Source organism: Aeromonas bestiarum (assembly GCF_000819745.1).
GTDB lineage: Bacteria > Pseudomonadota > Gammaproteobacteria > Enterobacterales > Aeromonadaceae > Aeromonas > Aeromonas bestiarum.
The window spans coordinates 348320-370042 of sequence record NZ_CDDA01000015.1; the positions used below are offsets into that span (position 1 = coordinate 348320).

The window sequence follows — 21723 nt, forward strand, 5'->3', positions numbered from 1 at the left end:
TGATCCATGGGACGAGGGCGTCGTCGCCGAGGTCAATGAACCAGATAACCGCAGTGTAACGGTTCAAAGCCTAAAAAAAGTTGAAATAGATCTATTTTTGTTGAATCAGAGGCGCGAGTATAAAATTTATTTTGATGCTTATCCATTTTGTTAAGCGTTTGCCCATAAAAATACCCGGCCAGGCCGGGTATAGGGGGAAAAAGTGGAGTCAATTGGCTGTTTTTAACATTCTGTAATGTTAACCGCCAGGCCGCCGCGGGCGGTTTCCTTGTACTTAGTCTTCATGTCGTTGCCGGTTTCCCACATGGTCTTGATCACCTTGTCCAGGGATACCTTGTGCTCGCCCGTGCCGCGCAAGGCCAGGCGGGCGGCATTGATTGCCTTGACCGCGCCCATGGCGTTGCGCTCTATGCAGGGCACCTGCACCAGCCCGCCCACAGGATCGCAGGTGAGGCCCAGGTTGTGCTCCATGCCTATCTCGGCGGCATTCTCGACGATGGCGGGGCTGCCCCCCAGGATCTCGGTCAGGGCACCGGCGGCCATGGAGCAGGCGACGCCTACTTCTCCCTGACAGCCCACTTCGGCTCCCGACAGCGAGGCGTTTTTCTTATATAGGATGCCAATGGCGGCGGCGGTGAGGAAGTAGCTCAGCAGCAGCTCATCATCCACCTTGCGCACGAAGCGATCGTAGTAGTGCAGCACGGCGGGAATGATGCCGGCAGCGCCGTTGGTAGGGGCTGTCACCACCCGGCCTCCGGCGGCATTCTCTTCGTTGACGGCCAGCGCAAACAGGTCCACCCACTCGATCACCATCAGGGGATCCTTGTTGAAGTTGGTCTCGCAACTGAGCTGACGGTGGAGGGCCGGGGCCCGGCGTTTCACTTTGAGGCCGCCTGGCAGCACGCCTTCACTGCGACAACCGCGCTCGACACAGGCCTGCATCGCCTGCCAGATCTTGCGCAGCCCCGCTTTTATCTCCTGTTCGCTGCGAAACACCTTCTCGTTGGCCAGCATTAGCCCCGAGATGGAGAGACCGCTCTCCTGGCAGTGAGCCAGCAACTGGGCGCCGCTCTCGAACGGGTAGGGGATGGGGTGGGCGGCATCGAAGCGGGCCGCCTCTTCCTTGGCGTTGGCAAAATGGCTCTCTTCTATGATGAAGCCGCCGCCGACCGAGTAGTAGGTCTGCTCGAACAGCAGGGCGCCGCTGGCGAAGGCCCGCAGCGTCATGCCGTTGGAGTGGGCGGGCAGTGTCTTGCGGCGATTGAAGATGATGGCGCCGATCCGGGCGAACTGGCATGGCTGCTCGCCAGCCAGCAGCAGCGACTGGTTGCGATCCACCTCGCCGAGGAAGGCGGGAATGGCCTCTATGTCTACCGATTCCGGTTCAAAACCGGCCAGCCCCAGAATGATGGCCTTGCCGGTGCCGTGGCCCTTGCCGGTCTGACCGAGGGAGCCGTAGCACTCCACTTCTACCCGTTCGATCCTGGGTAGCAGATCCTGCCGCTTGAGCTCTTTGACAAAGGCGCAGGAGGCCCGCATCGGCCCCACCGTATGCGAAGAAGAAGGGCCGATCCCGATGGAAAACAGGTCGAAGACACTGATCATGACACCACTCCGATTATGGGTTTTGTCTAAACATTGTAATTTTTTTGTAGTCGATGGAAAGCGGGGAAGCTGAGACGTGTGATGGCGGCATACAAATGAGTGGCTGGCAGCGGGCATAAAGGTTGGAATTGGCGCGCGGCATCAAAGAGAAGGAGCGAGACTTAGGCTCGCTCCCTGGCACTGTTCAGCCACTCATCTGCGTTCAGTCACTCAGTCGAGGAATTCGCACAGATAGGCAGTGGGGGTTTTCACCTCCAGCTTGAAGGAGGAGTCGCCCGCCACGTCGAAGGATTGGCCCTGGCTATAGGTGTGCCATTCATCTTCATCGGCCAGCTGTATGGTGAGGGCTCCCTTGACCACTGTCATCCGCTCTGGGGCGGCGGTATTGAACTGGTAGTCGCCCGCATCCATCACTCCGACTGTGGCTTTGTCGCCTTTTTGCTCGAAAGCGATAGATTTTACATTTCCGTCAAAATACTCGTTAACTTTCAGCATGTTTTCATCCCTGTATGCATGTTTGCACAGCAAAAGTAGCACAATGTTTTGTCAGTTGTCATGAACAAAGCGGCAAAAATCGCCATGTCCCTTTTGAATCTTCACTTTGTTGCAAACTTATCAATAACACCCGTTAACGATCAGGCGATTTAAAACAGCAGATAAATATGAGATAAAGCGCGCGCTCAGGGGAATGAACAGAGGTTCTTCCCCTGTTTGGTTAATTGCACTGGGAAAGTGTGAATATCTGCTAATTAAAGGAACATGCTGTGTTAACAAAAGGACTCATCAAGAACGTTGGCTTCCAAGTGGTGGTCGCCATGGTGCTGGGAGCACTGGTGGGGGCGTTCATGGGTGAACAAGCCACCGTCTTTGCGCCGCTCGGCACCCTCTTTATCCAGCTGATCAAGATGCTGGTGATCCCGCTGGTGGCCGTCGCCATACTGTCGGGTGCGGCCAACCTGGGCGCCAGCCCTGCGGCGGGCAAGATAGGGGTCACCACCCTGATCTTCTTCCTCGGTACCTCTGCGCTGGCCGTGCTGCTGGCGCTGGTCATGGGGCAAATCTTCAAACCGGGCGTCGGGGTCGAGTTTGGCTCCATGGCCTCCATGTTCTCCGGCGACTACGCTGACAAGGGCGCTTTGCCGGATGCGGTGTCGACCCTGCTCGGCATGATCCCGACCAACGTGTTCCAGGCACTGAACGAGGCCAACATTTTGCAGATCCTGGTGTTCTGCATGTTCCTCGGCATCGCGCTGGCCAAGCAGCCTCGCGAGCGTGCCAAGCCGCTGGTGGACGGCCTCAACACCCTGGTGGATGCCTTCGTCTGGATGATCAACAAGGTGATGCTGATAGCGCCGCTCGGGGTATTTGGTCTGATGGCCGAGGCCATAGGTACCTACGGCTTCGACGTGCTGACCCTGGTGCTCAAGCTGTTCCTGGTCTATCTGGCCGCCATCCTGATCTTCGCCTTCGTGGTCTACCCGCTGCTGATCGTACTTTTCTCCAACACTCCGGTGCGCAAGTACCTGTCGGCAATGAAGAAGCCGCAGATCGTCGCCTTCTCCACCGCCTCTTCCATGGCGACCCTGCCGGTCAACATGGAAACCTGCGAGCAGGATCTGAAGGTGACCAACGCCACGGCGTCCTTCGTGCTGCCACTCGGCGCCACCATCAACATGAGCGGCAACGCCATCTATTACGGTCTGGTCGCCATCTTCTTCGCCCAGGTCTACAACATAGATCTCTCCATGGGTGCCTGGGCCGCCATCATAGTGACCGCGACCCTGGGAGCCATTGGTCAGGCCGGTGTGCCAGGCCCGAGCTTCCTGGTGGTGGCCGTGCTGCTGGCTGCCGGGATCCCCATCGAGGGCTTGCCGCTGCTGTTTGCACTGGATCGCCTGTTCGACATGATCCGCACCGCCCTGAACATCACGGGGGATGCGGCCTGCGCCATTATCGTCGACCGCTACAGCCCGGATTACGATCCGGATCGCTGGAGCAAGGAAGCCTGAGAGCAGGCTCACTGCCATGAATGACAAGAGGGAGGCGCAAGCCTCCCTCTTTTTATTTTCCTCGGGCCGGGATTGTCGCCCCTTTCTTACCGACTCAGGGCGTCAGCTGGCCCAGCGCCAGCTGGCAGCGCTGCTCGGCGGCATCGAGTTTCAGCGGGGCCTGCGGGCCCCTCTCTTTATGACGGCTGAGAGGGACTCATCACAGTTGGGTCAGTGCCTGCTGGCAACGCTGCTCGGCGGCATCGAGTTCCAGCAGCACCATCTTGATGTCTTCCAGCTGCTGCTCCAGCATCTCCCGCTTGTCGGCCACCAGTCCCAGCATGGTCTGCAGCTGGGTTCGACTGCTTTTGTCCGCATCGTAGAGATCGAACAGATCGCGGATATCCGCCAGGCTGAAGCCCAGACGCTTGCCGCGCAGGGTCAGTTTGAGACGCACTCTGTCCTGCCGGCTGTAGATCCGGGTCTGTCCCTGACGGGCCGGATTCAAAAGTCCCTGATCTTCATAAAAACGAATACTTCGGGTCGTAACATCAAATTCACGGGCCAGTTCGCTGATGCTGTAGGTCCGCGTGTCATCCTTGGATTTGGTCATACGGCTGTCTTGGCTGCCATCTTGGTTGTCAATGCAGGCTGGCACCTTACCCAAACGTCAACTGCCCCGCAAGTCTTGTTCCTGCTGCGGTGGCAGCATATGTTATGTCTATGTAACAAGGAGAGTGCAATTGATGGATATAGTGATTGTTGCGGCCAAACGTACCCCCATGGGGGCCTTTCAGGGGGCCCTGGCCAACCAGACGGCCCCCGAGCTGGGTGCTTGTGCCATCGCCGCCGCCATGGCGCAGGCCGGGCTCAGAGGCGATCAAATCGACGAGGCCTATCTGGGCAATGTGCTCAGCGCCGGGGTGGGGCAGGCGCCCGCCCGTCAGGCCGTGCTGAAGGCCGGCTTGCCGGACAGCGTGCCCTGCACCACGGTCAACAAGGTGTGTGGCTCCGGCATGAAGGCGGTGATGCTGGCGGCAGACGGCTTGCGCCTCGGTGACACTAACATAGTGATCGCCGGAGGAATGGAGAGCATGAGTCGCGCCCCCTATCTGCTCGACAAGGCGCGCAGCGGTTTTCGGATGGGGCACCAGAGCGTGCTCGATCATATGTTCCTCGATGGCTTGCAGGATGCCTATGAGGGCCAGCTGATGGGCCACTATGCCCAGCTGAGTGCCGATCGCGCCGGACTGACCCGCGCCGACATGGACGCTTTTGCCATCGCCTCGCTGGAGCGGGCCCTGGCGGCGCAACAGAGCGGTGCCTTCAAGGCCGAGCTGGCAGCTGTGATGGCCGGGGATACCCTGCTGCTCGCCGAGGATGAACAGCCTGCCAAGGCCAGGCCCGAGAAGATCCCCCATCTGAAACCGGCATTCAGCAAGACCGGCACCATCACGGCGGCCAACGCCAGCTCCATCTCGGATGGGGCGGCGGCATTGATCCTGATGCGGGCCGAGACGGCGGCGCAACTGGGCCTGCCGGTGCTGGCCCGGTTGGTGGGTTATCAGAGCCATGCCGCCGCGCCTGCCGAGTTTACCAGTGCACCGATCGGTGCCATCAAGGGCCTGCTGGCCAAGGTGGGCTGGCGAGTGGAAGAGGTGGACCTGTTCGAGATCAATGAGGCGTTTGCCATGGTCAGCCTGCTGACGATGGCGGGCTGCAAGCTGCCCCATGACAAGGTGAACGTGAACGGCGGGGCCTGTGCGCTGGGCCATCCTCTGGGGGCGAGCGGTGCCCGGATCCTGGTCACCCTCATTCATGCGTTGCGCGCGAGCGGCCTGAAGCGGGGAGTGGCTAGCCTGTGTATCGGTGGGGGAGAGGCGACGGCGGTTGCCCTCGAGCTGGGCTAATCCGTGTCCGCCATGGCCTGGAGTTGCTGGTTGACCCAGGCCGTGGCGGCCAGATAGAGCTGGCTGACTTTCTCTTCATTGAGCCCGAGCCGGGCTGTTCTGGCGGTGATGCGCTGCCAGTTCGCACTCTCATAATCCTCACAGAACGAGAGATAAAATCCCAGGTTGCCCTTGCGTTCCAGCAGGGCGACCCGGATCTCCTCGATCAGGGGAATGGTGCCGAGCAGCTTGTCCATCGGCTGTTCCATCAGCACATCCAGCAGTGAGAACAAGCCTGTGATGAAGGCTTGCTGTGCCTGCTGGGTAGGGGCATGGGCGTGGGCCAGCAGCTCGCAGAAACGGGCCCGGATCATGGACATCTGATAAAGCTCGGCGCTCTTGCCGTGGCCGGCACTGGTGGCGGCGACCAGGGTCACGAAGCGTTTGAGCTGGGCGTGGCCAAGATAGACGGCGGCCTGGCGAAAGGAGGAGATGGGATTGGCGTGGCTCTTCAGGTGGTTGACGTAACGCAGCAGCTTGAGCGACAGGGAGATGTCCTGACTCAGCAGTTGCTCAATGCGATTGAGGTCAGGTTCCTCCTGATTGACCACGTTGAGCAGTTGCATCACCACCACCTGGGCGGGCTCCATGGTGGCCTGTTTCACCATCTCGGGCCGGCTGAAGAAGAAGCCCTGGAACAGATCGATACCGAGCCGTTTTGCCCGCTCGAACTCCGCCTTGTCTTCCACCTTCTCAGCCAGGTAGGTGAGTTTCAGATGCTTATGCTGCTGGATGAACACCTTGATCCGCAACAGCGAGGTGGCGCGCAGATCGAACTTGATGATGTGGATATAGGGCAGGAAGCGCTCCCACTCGTCTGACATGGTGAAGTCGTCCAGCGCCAGCTGATAACCCAGCTCATGCAGCTGCTGCACCTTGGCCAGCAGGGCATCATCGGGATCGGCATCCTCCAGGATCTCGATCACCACCTTTTCTTGTGGCAGGCACTCGGCCAGCCCCTCCAGCAACAGGGAGTGGGGGAAGTTGATGAAGCAGGGACGGCCACCGAGCAGCTGATCTATGTTCTGTTGCAGGAACTGCTCGACCACCAGTCTGGCTGTGGCTTGTTGGGAGGAGATCACCGGAAAGACATTATTCAGACTGTCGCGAAACAGCAGCTCATAGGCGTGGGTATTCAACTCCCGATCCAGGATGGGCTGCCTTGCTACGTATGAATACATGCATCTCTCCAGTGTGGGTACTGGATTGATTTTATTGTGAAGATGAGCACTATGCCAGTGCTGCCGGGCCGGAAACGGTCAATAACTGGCATAGTGCTTGTATGGGAGGAGGATCTGCCCCGGCTTGGACTAGAAGAGGTAATTCAACTGCAGGCCGGCCAGCCAGGCATCCCCTTCCGAGGTCCCCTGGAAGGTGGAGGTGGTCTGCGGGATCCCGGGTTTCAGCTGCATGGTTTCGGTTACATCCACCTTCTTGCCATCGATCAGGGTCAGGCCCAGATCCAGCGAGAGGTTGCGGTCGATCTGGTAACCCACCCCGGCGCTGTACCAGACCCGATCAGAGTCAGGGATGGAGATGGTGCGGCGATCCGCCGGCACAGGACTGCGGTCATAGGCCAGGCCGGAGCGCAGTTGCCATTGCGGCGCCAGCTGATAGGTCAGGCCCAGGGCGTAGCGCCAGCTGTCTTCCCAGTGCTCGTCCTTGATGTGCATGACGCCGTTGTGGTCGAGCTCGGATTCGAGCTGAACGAACTTGCTCCAGTTGGTCCAGTTGATGCTTGAATGCAGCGCCAGGCTGGGTGTCAGCTGGTGAAACAGCGCCAGTTCGGCGGTGGCGGGCAGGGGCAGTTCCAGGCTGCCGGTATCGGTAAAGGGCTGACCATTTTGATCGATGCCGATGGCATCGCCAGAGAGCTTCAGGGTCACGTCGTGGCGGTAGGAGAGGCCGATACGCGTCGCGTCCGACAGCTCCAGCAGGGTGCCCAGGTTCCAGCCCATGGCCCAGCCATCCCCCTTCAGGTGCTTGGCGATCTTGTTGTTGGAGGGGAAGGTACCGCCCACTTCTCCTTCCCCCCGAATGGCGGAGAGGCCGGCACCGACGGACCAGACACGGTTGATGCGATAGGCCAGCGAGGCGCCCAGATCCAGGGTCTTGATGTCGGAGACATTGCCGAAGTGACCTGCATTGTAATTGTCCGGCATCTCGACGCCGAGGCCGTAGTAGGAGGTTGCCGCCAGCCCCAGTCGCCACTGGTCGTTGAGCGGCACAATCAGATAGGCATTCGGTACCCAGGCATCATCGGCAATGTCGTGGGCGCTCGCATCCAGCGTGACGGGCCCCATGGCGGTGGGCACCCGGGTGATCCCTTCGATGTTGACGTCGGGGCGCACATAGATGAAGCCGCCGGAGAAGGCCATGCGATCGAAACGGGTCATGGCGGCGGCGTTGCGGGAGAGCACGCTGGCATTGTCGGCGATGGCGGCCTCGCCTGCGAAGGCGCGGCCCATGCCGGTGGCGGATTGTTCGGCCAGCTGGAAACCTGCCGCCTGGGCCTGGCCTGACAGCACCAGCAGGGCGATGAGAGACGGCTTCATGATGGAGTGCATTGAATGGTCCTTGAAAGTGAACTCGGCGTTCAATCTGTCTTATGGTTGGGTGCAGGATTTTATATGGTATGACCAGTAAGGCAACGGCAGGGGAGCCGTGGGGAGAAAAACAAGATTAAATGCTGAGAGATAGGGCGCTAATAGCTTGATAAAAAAGGAAAAGCGTACAACTGTTTGCTACATCTGTACGCTGAAAATGGAATTTTGCATAAAAAAAGAGCGCCCGCAGGCGCTCTTGTCGATAGGCAGATGATCAGAATTTCATGTTGAACTGAGCGGAGGCGAGGAAGGCGTTGCCGTGGGAGGTGCCTTTCCAGCGCAGCGCTTCATTGCTTTCGACCAGCTTCTCGTTGACGTCAACTTTCTTGCCGTCCAGATAGGCCATACCGAAATCGACGCTCATGTCCTTGTCGATGTGGTAGGTGGCACCGGCGCTGTACCATACGCGGTCGGAATCCGGGATGCTCAGGCTGCGATATTCCGGCTCGATCGGGGTCTTGTCGTAGGCGAAGCCGATACGCGCTTCCCATGATGGGTTGACGTACCAGGTACCGCCCAGAGAGTAACGGGTGGAGTCCTTGAACTTCTCCGGCTTGTAGAGGCAGACGCCAGCACCGTCGGTGCTCTTGCACTGGTCGCTGGTGGCCTTGAGCTCCTGGAAGGCGCTCCAGTCGGTCCAGTTGACGGAGTAGTGAACGGCAAATTGCTGGTTCAGACGGTGGTAACCGGCAAATTCGGCCTGGGCTGGCAGATCCAGCGGCAGTTCGCCACTGACGGTCTTGAAGCCGGAGGAGGTGCCCTGATAGTCACCCTTGAACTTCAGGTCTACCTGGGAGCGATAGGTCAGCGCGAAACGGTTGTTCTCGTTCACCTCATACATGGTGCCCACGTTCCAGCCGTAACCCCAGTCATCTCCTTTCAGGTGGCTGACGATGGTGTCCTTACCGATACCCGGCACGCCACTCAGCGGCGGTACGGCGGCCAGTACACCGGCGCGGCGGTTCAATTCAGCCTTGGCATACACCAGGTTCAGACCGGCACCGAAGCTGAAGTGCTGGTTGACGCGGTAGGCGATGTTCGGGTTGATGTTGAAGGTCAGCAGTTCTGTGTTGCCGGCAACTGAGCCCCCGTTGAAGTTGTCGGAGTACTCGGTGGCCAGACCGTAGTTGGAGAACATGCCGATGCCCCAGGCCCACTGGTCGTTCAGCGGCTGGATGAAGTAGGTGGCAGGCACGAAGGCGCTTGGTGCGATACCGCTTTCGCTGGCGCTTGCCAACTTGGTGGAGCCGGCATAGATATCACCATTTACATCCACGTCCGGCTTGATATAGGTGCCGGAGACGGAGAGTGCCATCTTGTCAAAGCGGGTCATGGCTGCCGGGTTGCGGGACAACACGGAGGCGTTGTCCGCCACGGCGGCTTCCCCTGCATACGCGCGACCCAGACCGGAGGCTGAGTGTTCGTTCAACTGGAACGCGGCGGCGAAGGTTTGGGTACTGGCCAGGGTGACGGCGGCAGCGATCAGGCTCTTTTTGAAAAAGGCAGTTGTCATAGTGTTCTCTCTTGTAGGCAGATTTTCTGTCAGCATCGGGGCTTTTTTGCCACCGTATACGACAAGATCTGTTGTTATTTCAGCTTCTTCCCATTCAATTCTGGCGTGATTCTATGGATCTGGTAGGAGGTAAGAAATCAGACCAGTGACAGCAGAATACATAAAAGTGTCTATTGTGTTAATCATTTGTTTTAACTTGGCGTTTAAATAGTCTCTTTTGCCACTTATTGAGTGAAATCTGAGCGTTAAGGATGATCTTCGTCACAAAAATAATTTTGACCATTTGCGGTGATTGGGCGGCAAATGAGTGAGGATTGTGGTGGAAATGGAGAAGAACGGGCAGACAACCGGATTGTCTGCCCGTGCAGTTGACTCTATGCGGTGCGAGTCAGGATTGGGTTAACCCCTGTTAAATCGACCAGTGCAGACGGGATTCCAGCGCCTGCGCCACCGGATCCAGCGGCTCCTGCATGTCACCGATCAACACCATGTTGGCCCCCTTGAGTTGCACTATCTCCCCTTTGAGCTGGCCATCTTCGAAAGTGGGCTGCAGGGTGAGTGGCACATGCTTGGGCACCAGGAACAGGGTCACGGGCCCCATCTTGCCCTGAAACACCATGTGCAGTGCCGGTCCCTGGTAGAAGGCACAGTGATTGACGTAGGTGACCTTAAGACCCTGCATGCCCATCAGGGTGGCGCCGTATTTCTCCATCTTGGCGTTGATGGTGCGCAGGCTCACCTTCTCATCCACATCCTTGATAAAGGGTTCCTCACCGTAGACGTGGGCCATGGCGACCTGGGCGAGGGAGAGTTCAGCGGGCGGTGTCAGTGGCCAGCTGAGCCAGCGGGTGCTCATGCCGAGCAGGAAGGCGACCGAGGCGGCCATGGCCAGCGGACGCCATTGGCTGCGCGGGCGCACCGGCAGGGGAACCCGGCTTTCCTGCTCGGCCTCCAGCGCCTGTCTGAGCAGGATGCGCTCGGCCAGCCCGGCCGGTACCTCGACCTCCAGCGCCTGATGCAGGCGACGATCCAGTTGCTTCATCTCGTCCAGATGCTTGCGATTGGCGGGGGAGGCCTGCGCCGCGTCGACAAAGGCGGGATCATGCTCCAGCGGATGGGCGATGGCCCGACGGCGAAATTCCAGCTCATCCATTGGTGTGTCCTCTCTGTTGTGTCGCTGACTCCATGGCCTCTTTGATCTGGTTGCGGGCCCGAAACAGGCGAGTCATGACGGTGTTCTTGTTCAATCCCAGTTGCGCCGCTATCTCGTCGCCGCTGAAGCCCCCCAGCACCTGCAACAGCAGGGGCTCCTGATACTCGGCGGGCAGGCGGGCTATGTGGCGTCTGAGCCACTCGTTCTCCATCTCCTGCTCGTTGTGCAAGGCATCCGGATCGCTTTGGGGATGCTCGTCGAGATCGATGAGATCGAACTGCTTGCGCTCGAACCTGCGCGCATTTTCCCGTCGCAATATGGTGATGAGCCAGGCCTTGGCGGCCTTGTCATCGAGCAGCGAGTCTATGCCCTTCCAGGCGCGCAGAAAGGTCTCCTGCACCAGATCCTCCGCCACCTGCGGATCCCGGCACAGCCAGTAGGCGTAGCGATAAATGTCCCCGTGCAGGGCATGCACCAGGGCTTCGTATTTGGTCTGTTTGTCTGCCATGTCTCCATAGACCGGGGAAGCCGTGGGATCCTTTCCGACCGTGGCACCTTTTTTTCTGAAAAAACCTAACGCCATCGCTGGGCTTCCTTTTTATATGAGGGTCCTCAAGGGTCACTGACCCAGGCGGGCCAGTTGCCTGAGGCCATAGGCTATCGCAAAAGTTTCATACGCGCATAGCGGGCCGGCGAGGCCTTGCCATGGGCGCTGACGGTCGGCGGGGGTGGCCTGGGTGGCAAAACAGGCGCGATCCAGCGCGGCGAGTCCGGCGGCAAGCGCGGGGGCATGACGACAGGGCAAGCCGCTGAGGTGCGTATGGCGCCGTGGCCAGCGCAGACTGGCCCATGCCAGCAGGGCCGCTCTGGCGTGGTTTGCATCCTCGCGCCGCAGTGTCCGCTGCAAGCGATAGAAGGCGTGCCAGCGTGGCCACCCTTGCCAGAGAGCCCGCAGCAGCAGGGCCCAGATCGCCCAGTGAAGGCTCTCATGGTTTGGTTCTGTGAAGGCTTCCTGTGCCTGTGTGCCCGCCTCTATGCGCAGCGGGGTGGCGGGCAGGCGGGCGTATTCGATGCGCCCGCTTCGGGTGTTGAACCAGGGCAGGGTGATGGCCGGCAGCAGGTAGTCGCCTGGCGCCGTGGCCGTCAGGGCTTGGCGCCACTGGCGCTCGAAGCGCAGCGCCCCCTTGGCGAGAAAGCGCTCCTGCTGCTGTTCCCCATCCGGTCTTGCCTGCATGCCGGCGGGCAGGGCAGCGGGCCCGGTGAGCCCGGGCAGGGTGAGCCGGTTGCCATCGCCGCCCTCCATCACCAGCGTCAGGGTGCGGATCACAGGCTCTCCCTCCCTGGCGCCCGAGGCCGGGCTCAACTGCTGGCTCAGAGTCAGCTGGCTGGCCACGGGTTGCTGCGGCGCCTGATCGATTTTCACAAACAGGGTGGCCGCTCTGGCCGAGAGGGGGTCACTGGTGCCGTTATCCTGGGGCAGGCGGCCCTGAAAGCGCGGCGACACCAGCGGATGCAGCCCGGGCTCCCTGGCCTGCAGCAGCCAGTTGCGGGTCAGCCGACCCGGCAATCCCGCCCCCGCCGGAGCCTGCCACTGATCGTTGCCCAGGCGGCGAATGGTGAAGGCGTCGCTGGCCGGCTCTGTGAGGTTGGGGGCCTCCATGTTGGCGGGCAGCCAGAGGCTGAGCTGATAGATGAAGGGCTGGCCCGGATAGAGCGGCCCCTGATGCAGCACCCTGGCCTGCAGCTCTATGGGGGAGATGGGCTGGCTGGGTTGCGCTGCCAGCGTGCCCGCCTGGCTGCGCTTTGGCAGGGGCAAGGCCGGGGTCTGCTCCGGCCCAAGTGACAGGGGGGGCACGACCCCGGGGCCCGTATCCAGGGTGTGCAGCGGGATCTGCCAGCGGGTCAGGCTGTGCACGGGAGTGGTGACCCGGCTCATGGTCACCTTGCCCACCGCGAACTGGCGAAGCAGGGGAGCAATGGCGAGTTCGTTGCTCTGGCGCTCCCCGTCTGCCTCTATGATCAGCAGCCAGTCACGGCTGTCGGCCCCCGGCAACAGCTCGGCCCTGGGCGGCGCGGCCAGGGCCGGGGTTGACAGCAGCCAGAGCAGCAGCCAGCAAGACAGCCAAGGCAGCCAAGGCAGCAGAGGATTGATCTTCACCAGGTGTCATCCCCTTTCAGCGCTGAAGGCCAGGCGCCTTTTACCTCTTCCTTGAGCTGCTGGCGACGCTGGGCCTCCTTGCGCAACCGCTGCTCCAGCAGCACCACAGGGGGGGCTGGCGGCAGCGGCGCGTCCGGGGTGGCGGCCTGCTCGGGGGCGTCGATGGGCTTGGGATCCTGCGCTGCCGGGCTGGCCTGGGGCGGCTGAGCCCGCAGCAGGGCGAGGTTGTAGAGCGCATCCTGGTGGCCCGGCTCCAACGCCAGCGCCGCCAGATAGGCTTGCTCGGCGGCGACCAGATCCCCGAGCTGCACCAGCGCATTGCCCCGGTTGTAGTGGGCGGTGGCACTGCTCGCACTGGCGTAGGCGGCGACGGCCCGGGCGTAGTCACCGGCTCTATACCAGGCATTCCCCTGCCAGACGGGGTCCTGGAAGCGGCGAGCCGCCGCCAGATAGTGCCCCTGCTGGAATGCTTGCCAGGCCTGGCTCTCCTGTGCAGATAGCGCTGCGGCTGGGCTGGCCTGCGAGGGAGGCGGGGTGAGGAGACCCGCGCCTGCGACCAGCAGAAGCAACCAGAGCGTGCCGACACGGGCCAGCAGGGCCAGCGGCAGCAGGGGCAGCAGCAACCAGGGGCCGAGATCCCGCGACTGATGGGCCGTCAGCGTCTGGCTCATGGGCAGGGGCGCAAAGCGTGGCAGCCCGGCCTGCAGCCATTGCAACTGACCGCCAAGCTCGCTGGCAAGTTGCTGCATGGTCGCCACATCGGGGGCGGGCAGCTCGCGGCCGAAGGGGGCGCCAACGCCTTGCACCTCGCTGGCGGCGGGCGGCAGCCTGCTGATTTTGCCGCCGTTGGCGAGCAATATGTCGAGGCGGGGGGCTGCCCGTTCATGGCAAAACAGGCTGCCCTGACAGGGCCAGAGCGCTCGGATCCGGTCCGCTTGCCTCGCCGAGAGACCGTCGGTGACCAGCAGCAGGCGTGCCTGCTGGCCCGGGGGGATCTGGCCGAGCGCCAGCGCCACGGCGCGCTCGGGCGCACTCCCTTGTCTGGGCATGATGGCCGGGCGCAGGTCGGGCAATAGCAGCGCCATGGCCTGGTGATCCCGGGTGGCGGGCATGGCGAGGTAGGCATCGCCGGCAAACAGTATGAGGGCGATGGGGCGTCCCTCCTGGCTCGAGCGGGCCTCGGCCAGCATATCCTGCAGCAGCACCCGCACCCGGGTGGCCCTGTCCGGCAGCAGATCGGTGGCCAGCATGGAGCGGGAGAGATCCAGCAACCAGATGTCGAGGGCTTGCGTCGGTATGGCCTGGCTCTGCTGGCGCAGGGCGGGGCCGCTGAGGGCCAGTATGACGGGCAGGCCCGCCAGCCAGAGCCAGGGCAGGGTACGGCGCCGGCCCGGCAGCAGGTAGGCCTGCATGGCGGGGGCGAGCAGCTGTGGCTGCCGGCGACGACGCCAGCCTTGCCACAGCCAGGGCAGCAGGGCCAGCAGCCAGAGCGGGCGCAACAGGATCAGCTCCATGACGGCCATTCCTGGCAGGGGAGCTTAATCATGAGCCTGCCCCCGTGGCAGTCGCGAGCGCAGACGCAAGGAGCGGGGCCAGCGCAGCCGGGCGGGCCAGATCAACAGCAGCCAGGCCAGCGCCAGCGGCCAGGGGTAGAGATCCACGTTTGGCCGATAGCGGGTGTGGGGTGTGGCGACGGGCTCCAGGGTATCCAGGGTCTGGTTGATGGCAGCGAGATCGCTTTGGGTGCGGGCGCGGAAATAGCGGCCATGGCCCACCTTGGCCAGTTGTTGCAGCAGGGCCTCGTCCAGCTCGGCGCTGGGATCGCTCTGCGCCGGAGCCATGGCCTCGGCGAAGGTATCGGGATCAGCCCCCACCCCCAGGGTATAGAGGGTCATGCCGCTGGCGGCGGCCCGTTTGGCCTCACTCAGAGGATCGGCGCTGCCCGCGGTGTTGCGACCATCTGTGACCAGCAGCAGGGCAGTGGGGCGGTTGGGGTCGGCATGCTGGCGGGCCAGCAGTATGGCTTCCCCCAGTGCCGTTGTGCGGCCCACCAGATCGAAGTCCAGCTCGCGGGCCAGGGTGAGCAGGGCCTGGGTCTCCTGGGTCAGGGGCGAGAGCAGGTAGGCGTGATCGGCGAAGACGATGAGGGCAATGCGATCGCCAGGGCGCGCCTGGATCAGCTGACTTATCTGCTGGCGCACCGCACTGAGCCTGTCCCGCTGCTCTCCCTCATCCAGCATGTCCTGGGTGCGCATGCTGTCGGAGAGATCAACCGCAAGGATCAGATCCCGGCTGCTTTGGTAGCTGACGAGGGGTGGCTCCTGCCATTGAGGGCGACACAGGGCCAGCACCAGGGCGCACCAGCACAGGGCCATGCGCCAGAGTGGCTGGCCGGCGTGGGCACGCAACAGAGGAAAGCCGTCGTGCGCCAGCGCAGTGCCGCTGTGCGGGTCGGTTGAACGCGGCGGCAGGCCGAAGCGCACCAGGAGTGGCAGTGCCAGTGCCAGCGCAAACCAGGGCCAGGCGAGGATCATGATGATCTCCCGGTTCTAGTGCTGGTGCGCAGGCGCACCAGACCCTGTTGCCAACGGATCCTCAGTGTGATCACCCTCTGTGGCAGGCAGCAGCAGGCTCGCCCCCAGCTGAGGTAGGCACGGCGCAGCGCCTCGCACTGGCGGGCATCCGGTATCCCCTGGCCGTAGAGCCAGTGTGGCCAGAGGGCCGCAAATTCACGAAACTGGCTGCTGCCCTGCCTGTCCAGGAACGCGAGCCAGGCCTCCCCTTGCAAGGTGCGCGCCTCGGGCCAGCGGCCAAGGGCGGCCTCGCGCAGCACTGCCTGCAATCTGGGCACCAGCTCGGGCGCCTCCCAGTCGATTTGTCGCTGCCAGCGGCGATAGCGCAGCAGGCTGAGCAGGGCTGCACCGATCAGCGCCCCCATCAGCAGCATGATCAGCAGCGCCCACCAGCCCTGAAGGCGGGGATCCGCTGCCTGGGTCAACATGGGGCCAGGATGGATATCGCGCAGCTGCGCCGCCAGCGCAGACATGGGTGGCGCGCTTGAGACGGCGGCGAGCAGGCTCAGAACTGGCGACATGCACCCTCCTGCCACTGACGCTGCAGCGGCTGGCCGTTGTCGAGCCGGTAGAGACGCTGCACCAGCGGCAGCAGTTGCTGATGACACTGCCTGGCCAGCCGCTCGGCCGCCCGCTGGTAGCGGTGGGCAAAGCCGGGCTGAGTGGCATCGAGCCAGCCGTGCTGTCTGCCCGCCTGCACCGCCAGTCGTCCCTGCGCGGGCAGGCTTGCCTCCAGCGGATCCCGGATCTGCCAGCAGTGGATGTCGTGGCGGTGACCGAGCAGTTGCAACTGCTGGCGGAGGGCCTCATCGCAGGGCTGGTGATCCGTGATGATCGTCAATCTGGCGCCGTGGGGCAGGGTGAGCCGTGCCAGGGTCTGCGCCAGCGAGTGCGGCAGGGGAGCGCGATCCAGCCCCTGGTCGTAGTGGTGGCAAAGGGTCTCCAGCAAGGGTACCAGGGAGCCGCGCTGGGGCTGGACATGGCACTCAACGCCGTGGCAGATCAGGGTGTTGGCCTGTTTCTCCCCCTGCCACAAGAGGGCCGCTGCCAGCTCGCAACCCAGGCGGGCCTTGAGTTGCAGCTGTGAGCCGAAGTACATGGCGGGGGAGAGATCGAGCAGCAGCCAGTGGGCCTGATCCTGCTCCTCGCTGTAGAGCCTGGTGTAGGGGCGACCGAGCCGGGCTGTGACCCGCCAGTCGATGTGGCGCACCTCATCCCCCGCCTGATAGGCGCGCAGCTCGCGAAAGGTGAGCCCCGGCATGCGGCCAAGCCTGCCCTGCTGGGCCGGTTGGACACGCGCCCTCGGCCCCTGTCTCGCCCACAGCCGGATGGCCAGCAACTGGGCCAGGGTGAGGGCAATAGCGGGATGCGCGCGGGGATCCGGCTGGGGAGTCAAGGGCACGGTATCGCGTCCAGCAGCTGGGCGATCAGGGTGTCGTTGTCCAGGTTGTCTGCCAGCGCCTGATAGCTGGGAATGAGGCGGTGGCGCAGTATGGCCGGGGCCAGCTGTTGTATGTCCTCCGGCAGCACGAAGTCCCGTCCGGCGAGCCAGGCCTGGGCGCGGGCGGCGCGGGCCAGGCCTATGCTGGCTCTGGGGCTGGCACCCACGGCGATGAGGGGTTCAAGCTCGGGGCACAGGCCGCTGCCCGGGCGGGTGGCGCACACCAGTTGCACCAGATAGTGTTCGAGCCGCCCCTGCATCTGCACGGCCTGTACCGCCGAGCGGGCCGCCAGCAGATCGGCCTGGCTCAGGGTGACCGGCGGTGGCGTCAGCTGCTCGCCCCGGGCGTTGAGCTGCAAGATGGCCAGCTCCATGGCGGGGCTGGGGTAATCCACCAGCAGCTTGAGCAGGAAACGGTCGAGTTGGGCCTCCGGCAGCGGGTAGGTCCCCTCCTGTTCTATCGGATTTTGCGTGGCCGCCACCATAAACAGCGGTGGCAGGCGCCAGCTCTTCTTGCCCACCGTGATCTGGTGCTCGGCCATGGCCTCCAGCAGCGCGGATTGCACCTTGGCGGGGGCCCGGTTGATCTCGTCCGCCAGCACCAGGTGGTTGAACAATGGACCTGGCTGGAACACGAAGCTGGCGTCTTGCGGGTGAAACACCTCGCTGCCGGTGAGATCGGCAGGCAAGAGGTCGGGGGTAAACTGGATGCGGGCGAAACGCCCCTCCACGGCACCGGCCAGCGCTTTGACTGCGCGGGTCTTGGCAAGACCGGGGGCCCCTTCGATTAACACATGTCCTTCACATAGCAGGGCGATCAGCAGCCCTTCTATCAGTGCTCCCTGTCCCAGAATTTGACTGCCAAGATAGTCCCCAAGCGCTCTGAACTCGGCCGCTGCCATGTGATGAACCCGTTGTTTTTATGGAGGTTGATCTTTTTATACTCCAGTTGGCCCCCGAGGGCGAGGGAGGGGGCAAAGATGGGGGCAATTTAGTTTCAATCAGCCGTATGAAATTTGTGAGTGGATTGTTAAGATGTGGCCCAACGAGGTCAGACCTCTTCCTTTTAATCTTCTCGTTTAACCAAGGAGCCAGGATGAAACAGCCATTGAAACTGACGACTCGCCAGGGCGAACGGATTGCCGTCGTGGCGGGTCTGCGTACCCCTTTTGCCAAGCAGGCCACCGCCTTTCACGGCGTGCCCGCAGTGGATCTCGGCAAGCTGGTGGTGAGTGAACTGCTCGCCCGTACCGATCTCGATCCCGCACTCATCGACCAGCTGGTGTTCGGCCAGGTGGTACAGATGCCGGAAGCGCCCAACATAGCCCGTGAAATCGTGCTCGGCACCGGCATGAGCGTCACCACGGATGCCTATAGCGTGTCGCGCGCCTGCGCCACCAGTTTCCAGGCGGTGGCCAACGTCACCGAATCCATCATGGCCGGCACGGTCGACATCGCCATCGCCGGCGGGGCCGATTCCTCCTCAGTGCTGCCCATCGGCGTCAGCAAGACGCTGGCCCGCGCCCTGGTGGATCTCAACAAGGCTCGCAACCTGCAGCAGCGCTTCAATATTCTGCGGGCATTGAGGATCAAGGATCTGATGCCGGTGCCGCCCGCCGTGGCCGAGTATTCCACCGGTCTCTCCATGGGGCAGACCGCCGAGCAGATGGCCAAGAGCCACCAGATCAGCCGCGAGGCGCAAGATGCGCTGGCCCACCGCTCCCACAGCCTGGCGGCGCAAGCCTGGGCCGATGGCAAGCTGAGCGGCGAGGTGTTCACCGCCCACGTGCCCCCCTACAAGTCGCCGCTGGAGCGGGACAACAACATCCGCGAAGCGTCCGATCTGGCGAGCTACGCCAAGCTCAAACCCGTGTTTGACCGGGTGCATGGCACTGTCACCGCCGCCAACGCCACCCCGCTCACCGACGGCGCCGCCGCCGTGCTGCTGATGCGCGAAGGGCGGGCCAAAGAGCTCGGCCTCGAGCCGCTTGGCTACATCCGCAGCTTCGCCTTCTCTGCCATCGATGTGTGGCAGGACATGCTGATGGGCCCCTCCTATGCCACGCCGCTGGCGCTGGACCGCGCCGGCATCACGCTCAGCGATCTCACCCTGATCGACATGCACGAGGCCTTTGCCGCCCAGACCCTGGCCAACCTCAAGATGTTTTCAAGCCTGGAGTTTGCCCGCAGCAAATTGGGCCGGGATCAAGCCATCGGCGAGGTGGACATGGACAAGTTCAACGTGCTCGGTGGCTCCCTGGCCTATGGCCATCCCTTTGCCGCAACCGGTGCGCGCATGATCACCCAGACGCTGCACGAACTGCGTCGTCGGGGTGGGGGATTGGGACTTAACACCGCCTGTGCGGCGGGTGGGCTCGGTGTGGCCATGGTGTTGGAGGTAGAGTGATGAGCGAGAAGACTTTTTCCCTGGCGGTGCGCCAGGATGGCATCGGTATCCTCACCATGGATGTGCCGGGCGAGAGCATGAATACCCTGAAGGCCGCCTTCGTGGACGAGATCCGCACCGTGCTGGCCGAGGTGAAGGCCAACAAGGAGCTGATCGGTCTGGTGGTGGCCTCCGGCAAAAAGGACTCCTTCATCGCAGGCGCCGACATCAGCATGCTGGCGGCCTGCACCAGTGCCCAGGATGCCCAGACGCTGTCGCGGGAAGGGCAGGTGATTTTTGCCGAGATCGAGTCGTTGGCCATCCCGGTGATCGCCGCCATTCACGGCCCCTGCCTCGGCGGCGGGCTGGAGCTGGCGCTGGCCTGTCATGGCCGGGTGGTGACAGATCAGGGTAAAACCGTGCTGGGGCTGCCGGAAGTACAACTGGGTTTGCTGCCGGGCTCCGGCGGGACCCAGCGGCTGCCGCGTCTCATCGGGGTGGCCAAGGCGCTGGATCTGATGCTGACCGGCAAGCAGGTGCGGGCCAAACAGGCCAAAAAACTGGGACTGGTGGACGATGTGGTGCCGCCCTCTATCCTGCTTGATGCTGCCATCAAGCTGGCCAAGAAGGGCAAACCCCGTCACGAGCTGAAGCGGGATCTGCAGGGCAAGCTGCTGGAGACCAATGCGCTGGGTCGCAAGGTGCTGTTCGATCAGGCCCGCAAGGGGGTCAAAGCCAAGACCCGCGGCAACTACCCGGCGCCGGAGCGGATCCTCGAGGTGGTACGCATCGGGGTGGAAGAGGGGATGCAGGCCGGCCTCGCCGCCGAATCCCGCCACTTTGGCGAGCTGGTGATGACGGCGGAATCCGCCGCCCTGCGCTCCATTTTCTTCGCCACCACAGAGATGAAGAAGGAGGTCACCTATCAGGGAGCCGAACCGCGCAAGGTTACCCACGCTGCCGTGCTGGGCGGGGGCCTAATGGGGGGCGGTATCGCCTTCGTCACCGCCACCAAGGCGGGTGTACCGGTGCGGATCAAGGACGTGGCGAGCGCGGGTATTGGCAATGCCATGCGCTACAGCTACGAGATCCTGGCCAAGAAGCTCAAGCGTCGCCACATTCTGCGCAGCGAGTTGGAGAAACAGATGAGCCTGCTGTCAGGCACGCTGGACTACTCGGGTTTCCACCGGGTGGACATGGTGGTGGAGGCGGTGTTTGAAGATCTCGCCCTCAAGCATCAGATGGTGAAGGAGGTGGAGCGCGAGTGCGGCTCGCCAGCCGTCTTTGCCTCCAACACCTCCTCCCTGCCCATCCACCAGATAGCGGCCGGGGCGGCGCACCCGGAGCGGATCGTGGGGCTGCACTACTTCAGCCCGGTGGACAAGATGCCGCTGGCCGAGATCATTCCCCACGCCGGCACCAGTGCCGAGACGGTGGCCACCACGCTGGCGTTTGCCCGTGCCCAGGGCAAGACCCCGATCGTGGTGAAAGACGAGGCCGGTTTCTACGTCAACCGCATCCTGGCGCCCTACATGAACGAGGCGGCACGGCTGGTGCTGGAAGGGGAGCCGGTGGAGGTGCTGGACGGCGCTCTGCTCGATTTCGGCTTCCCGGTCGGTCCCATCACCCTGCTCGACGAGGTGGGGATAGACGTGGGCGCCAAGATCTCGCCCATCCTGGAGAAAGAGCTGGGGGGCGAGCGCTTCCAGGCGCCGGCGGCGTTTGACAAGCTGCTGCAAAACGATCGCAAGGGGCGCAAGAACGGCAAGGGTTTCTACCTCTATGGCAAGGCGGCCAAAGGCAAGAAGAAGGTGGACGAGAGCGTCTACGCCGTGCTGGGCGTGAAGCCTGTGCCCAAGCAATCCCGGATGGAGATTGCCGAACGCTGCGTGCTGATGATGCTCAACGAAGCGGCCATGGCGCTGGACAGCGGCGTGGTGGCCTCGGCTCGTGACGGCGACATAGGCGCCATCTTCGGCATCGGCTTCCCGCCCTTCCTCGGCGGCCCCTTCCGCTACATGGACAGCCTCGGCATAGAACATCTGGTGGGGCGCCTCGAGCACTACCAGAAACGCTACGGCGACCGCTTTGCACCCTGCGAGCGCCTCAAGGCGATGGCGGCGGAGCAGCTGAGCTTCTACTAAGCAGCGCACCTTGCCGGTGACGGCAGGGCTGATGTCAAGGAGGCGACCCCAGGGTCGCCTCCTTCGTTTTACGCGATCCATGCCGTGGGCGGCAGGCACAGTCGGCTGACAACTGGCTGAATTGCGTCCATATTTGTCCTGGCCAAGGGCCAAATTGTTGATCCAGCGCAAAGTCGCCCCCTATTTATTACTTTGGTGGCATAGGAC

At 62.7% G+C, this 21723-nt stretch carries 18 protein-coding genes and 1 pseudogene; 5 read left to right on the top strand and 14 right to left on the bottom strand.

Going from position 1 to position 21723, the window contains the following annotated elements; genetic code table 11:
• Positions 1–222: 222 nt before the first annotated feature.
• Positions 223–1605, bottom strand: coding sequence for an L-serine ammonia-lyase (locus BN1118_RS08815; RefSeq protein WP_042871793.1), 1383 nt, complete (start codon positions 1603–1605; stop codon positions 223–225).
• A gap of 210 nt (positions 1606–1815) precedes the next feature.
• Positions 1816–2100 carry a pyrimidine/purine nucleoside phosphorylase gene (gene ppnP / locus BN1118_RS08820; protein ID WP_042871795.1) on the bottom strand — a complete coding sequence of 95 codons (285 nt, stop codon included), beginning with the start codon at positions 2098–2100 and terminating at the stop codon, positions 1816–1818.
• A 269-nt stretch (positions 2101–2369) separates the two neighbouring features.
• Between ppnP and BN1118_RS08825 the strand changes: the two genes are divergently transcribed.
• Positions 2370–3614: a dicarboxylate/amino acid:cation symporter gene (locus BN1118_RS08825; protein WP_043555592.1), complete on the top strand. Its 1245-nt coding sequence runs from the start codon at positions 2370–2372 to the stop codon at positions 3612–3614.
• A 199-nt stretch (positions 3615–3813) separates the two neighbouring features.
• Here the strand turns inward: BN1118_RS08825 and BN1118_RS08830 are convergent, their stop codons facing one another.
• Positions 3814–4206 (bottom strand): MerR family transcriptional regulator, encoded by a 393-nt coding sequence (locus BN1118_RS08830; RefSeq protein WP_043555857.1) that lies wholly within the window; start codon positions 4204–4206, stop codon positions 3814–3816.
• Positions 4207–4339: 133 nt separating this feature from the next.
• On the opposite strand from BN1118_RS08830, the gene BN1118_RS08835 reads away from it, so the two are divergent.
• Both BN1118_RS08835 and BN1118_RS22475 read left to right on the top strand, forming a co-directional pair.
• Entirely contained in the window at positions 4340–5503 is a 1164-nt protein-coding gene (locus BN1118_RS08835; RefSeq protein ID WP_043555858.1) for a thiolase family protein, read from the top strand.
• Positions 5455–5769, top strand: coding sequence for a DUF6484 domain-containing protein (locus BN1118_RS22475; RefSeq protein WP_378039905.1), 315 nt, complete (start codon positions 5455–5457; stop codon positions 5767–5769). The genes BN1118_RS08835 and BN1118_RS22475 overlap by 49 nt, the downstream gene beginning before the upstream one ends.
• 12 nt (positions 5770–5781) lie before the next feature.
• Here BN1118_RS22475 and BN1118_RS08840 read toward each other — a convergent pair.
• The 11 genes and pseudogenes from BN1118_RS08840 to BN1118_RS08890 form a co-directional block, all read right to left on the bottom strand.
• Positions 5782–6723 (bottom strand): annotated as a pseudogene (locus tag BN1118_RS08840) (EAL and HDOD domain-containing protein); the annotation flags it as partial.
• Positions 6724–6852: 129 nt separating this feature from the next.
• Positions 6853–8109 carry an outer membrane protein transport protein gene (locus tag BN1118_RS08845; protein ID WP_043555595.1) on the bottom strand — a complete coding sequence of 419 codons (1257 nt, stop codon included), beginning with the start codon at positions 8107–8109 and terminating at the stop codon, positions 6853–6855.
• Between the two features lie 253 nt (positions 8110–8362).
• Positions 8363–9661 carry an outer membrane protein transport protein gene (locus tag BN1118_RS08850; protein WP_043555597.1) on the bottom strand — a complete coding sequence of 433 codons (1299 nt, stop codon included), beginning with the start codon at positions 9659–9661 and terminating at the stop codon, positions 8363–8365.
• 409 nt (positions 9662–10070) lie between these two features.
• The gene (locus BN1118_RS08855; RefSeq protein WP_043555599.1) at positions 10071–10814 is read right to left on the bottom strand and encodes a DUF3379 domain-containing protein; all 744 of its coding nucleotides are present in this window, start codon (positions 10812–10814) and stop codon (positions 10071–10073) included.
• Positions 10807–11397 (bottom strand): sigma-70 family RNA polymerase sigma factor, encoded by a 591-nt coding sequence (locus tag BN1118_RS08860; RefSeq protein WP_084214051.1) that lies wholly within the window; start codon positions 11395–11397, stop codon positions 10807–10809. Before BN1118_RS08860 ends, BN1118_RS08855 begins: the two co-directional genes overlap by 8 nt.
• A 36-nt stretch (positions 11398–11433) precedes the next feature.
• Complete coding sequence (locus BN1118_RS08865; protein WP_378039813.1) at positions 11434–12972, bottom strand: BatD family protein; 1539 nt, start codon at positions 12970–12972, stop codon at positions 11434–11436.
• Complete coding sequence (locus BN1118_RS08870; RefSeq protein WP_043555603.1) at positions 12969–14486, bottom strand: VWA domain-containing protein; 1518 nt, start codon at positions 14484–14486, stop codon at positions 12969–12971. The genes BN1118_RS08865 and BN1118_RS08870 overlap by 4 nt, the downstream gene beginning before the upstream one ends.
• A 24-nt stretch (positions 14487–14510) precedes the next feature.
• Entirely contained in the window at positions 14511–15506 is a 996-nt protein-coding gene (locus BN1118_RS08875) for a VWA domain-containing protein (protein ID WP_043555604.1), read from the bottom strand.
• On the bottom strand, positions 15503–16066 hold the full coding sequence (locus BN1118_RS08880; RefSeq protein ID WP_043555605.1) for a DUF4381 domain-containing protein: 564 nt from the start codon (positions 16064–16066) through the stop codon (positions 15503–15505). The genes BN1118_RS08875 and BN1118_RS08880 overlap by 4 nt, the downstream gene beginning before the upstream one ends.
• Entirely contained in the window at positions 16051–16941 is an 891-nt protein-coding gene (locus tag BN1118_RS08885) for a DUF58 domain-containing protein (RefSeq protein ID WP_209428869.1), read from the bottom strand. The genes BN1118_RS08880 and BN1118_RS08885 overlap by 16 nt, the downstream gene beginning before the upstream one ends.
• A complete protein-coding gene (locus tag BN1118_RS08890) occupies positions 16938–17888 on the bottom strand; it encodes an AAA family ATPase (RefSeq protein WP_043555607.1) in 951 nt (316 codons plus the stop codon). The genes BN1118_RS08885 and BN1118_RS08890 overlap by 4 nt, the downstream gene beginning before the upstream one ends.
• A 194-nt stretch (positions 17889–18082) precedes the next feature.
• Here BN1118_RS08890 and fadI point away from each other — a divergent pair, with 194 nt between their 5' ends.
• Positions 18083–19393: an acetyl-CoA C-acyltransferase FadI gene (gene fadI / locus BN1118_RS08895; protein WP_043555608.1), complete on the top strand. Its 1311-nt coding sequence runs from the start codon at positions 18083–18085 to the stop codon at positions 19391–19393.
• Positions 19393–21516 (top strand): fatty acid oxidation complex subunit alpha FadJ, encoded by a 2124-nt coding sequence (gene fadJ, locus BN1118_RS08900; RefSeq protein WP_043555609.1) that lies wholly within the window; start codon positions 19393–19395, stop codon positions 21514–21516. Before fadI ends, fadJ begins: the two co-directional genes overlap by 1 nt.
• Positions 21517–21723: the final 207 nt, after the last annotated feature.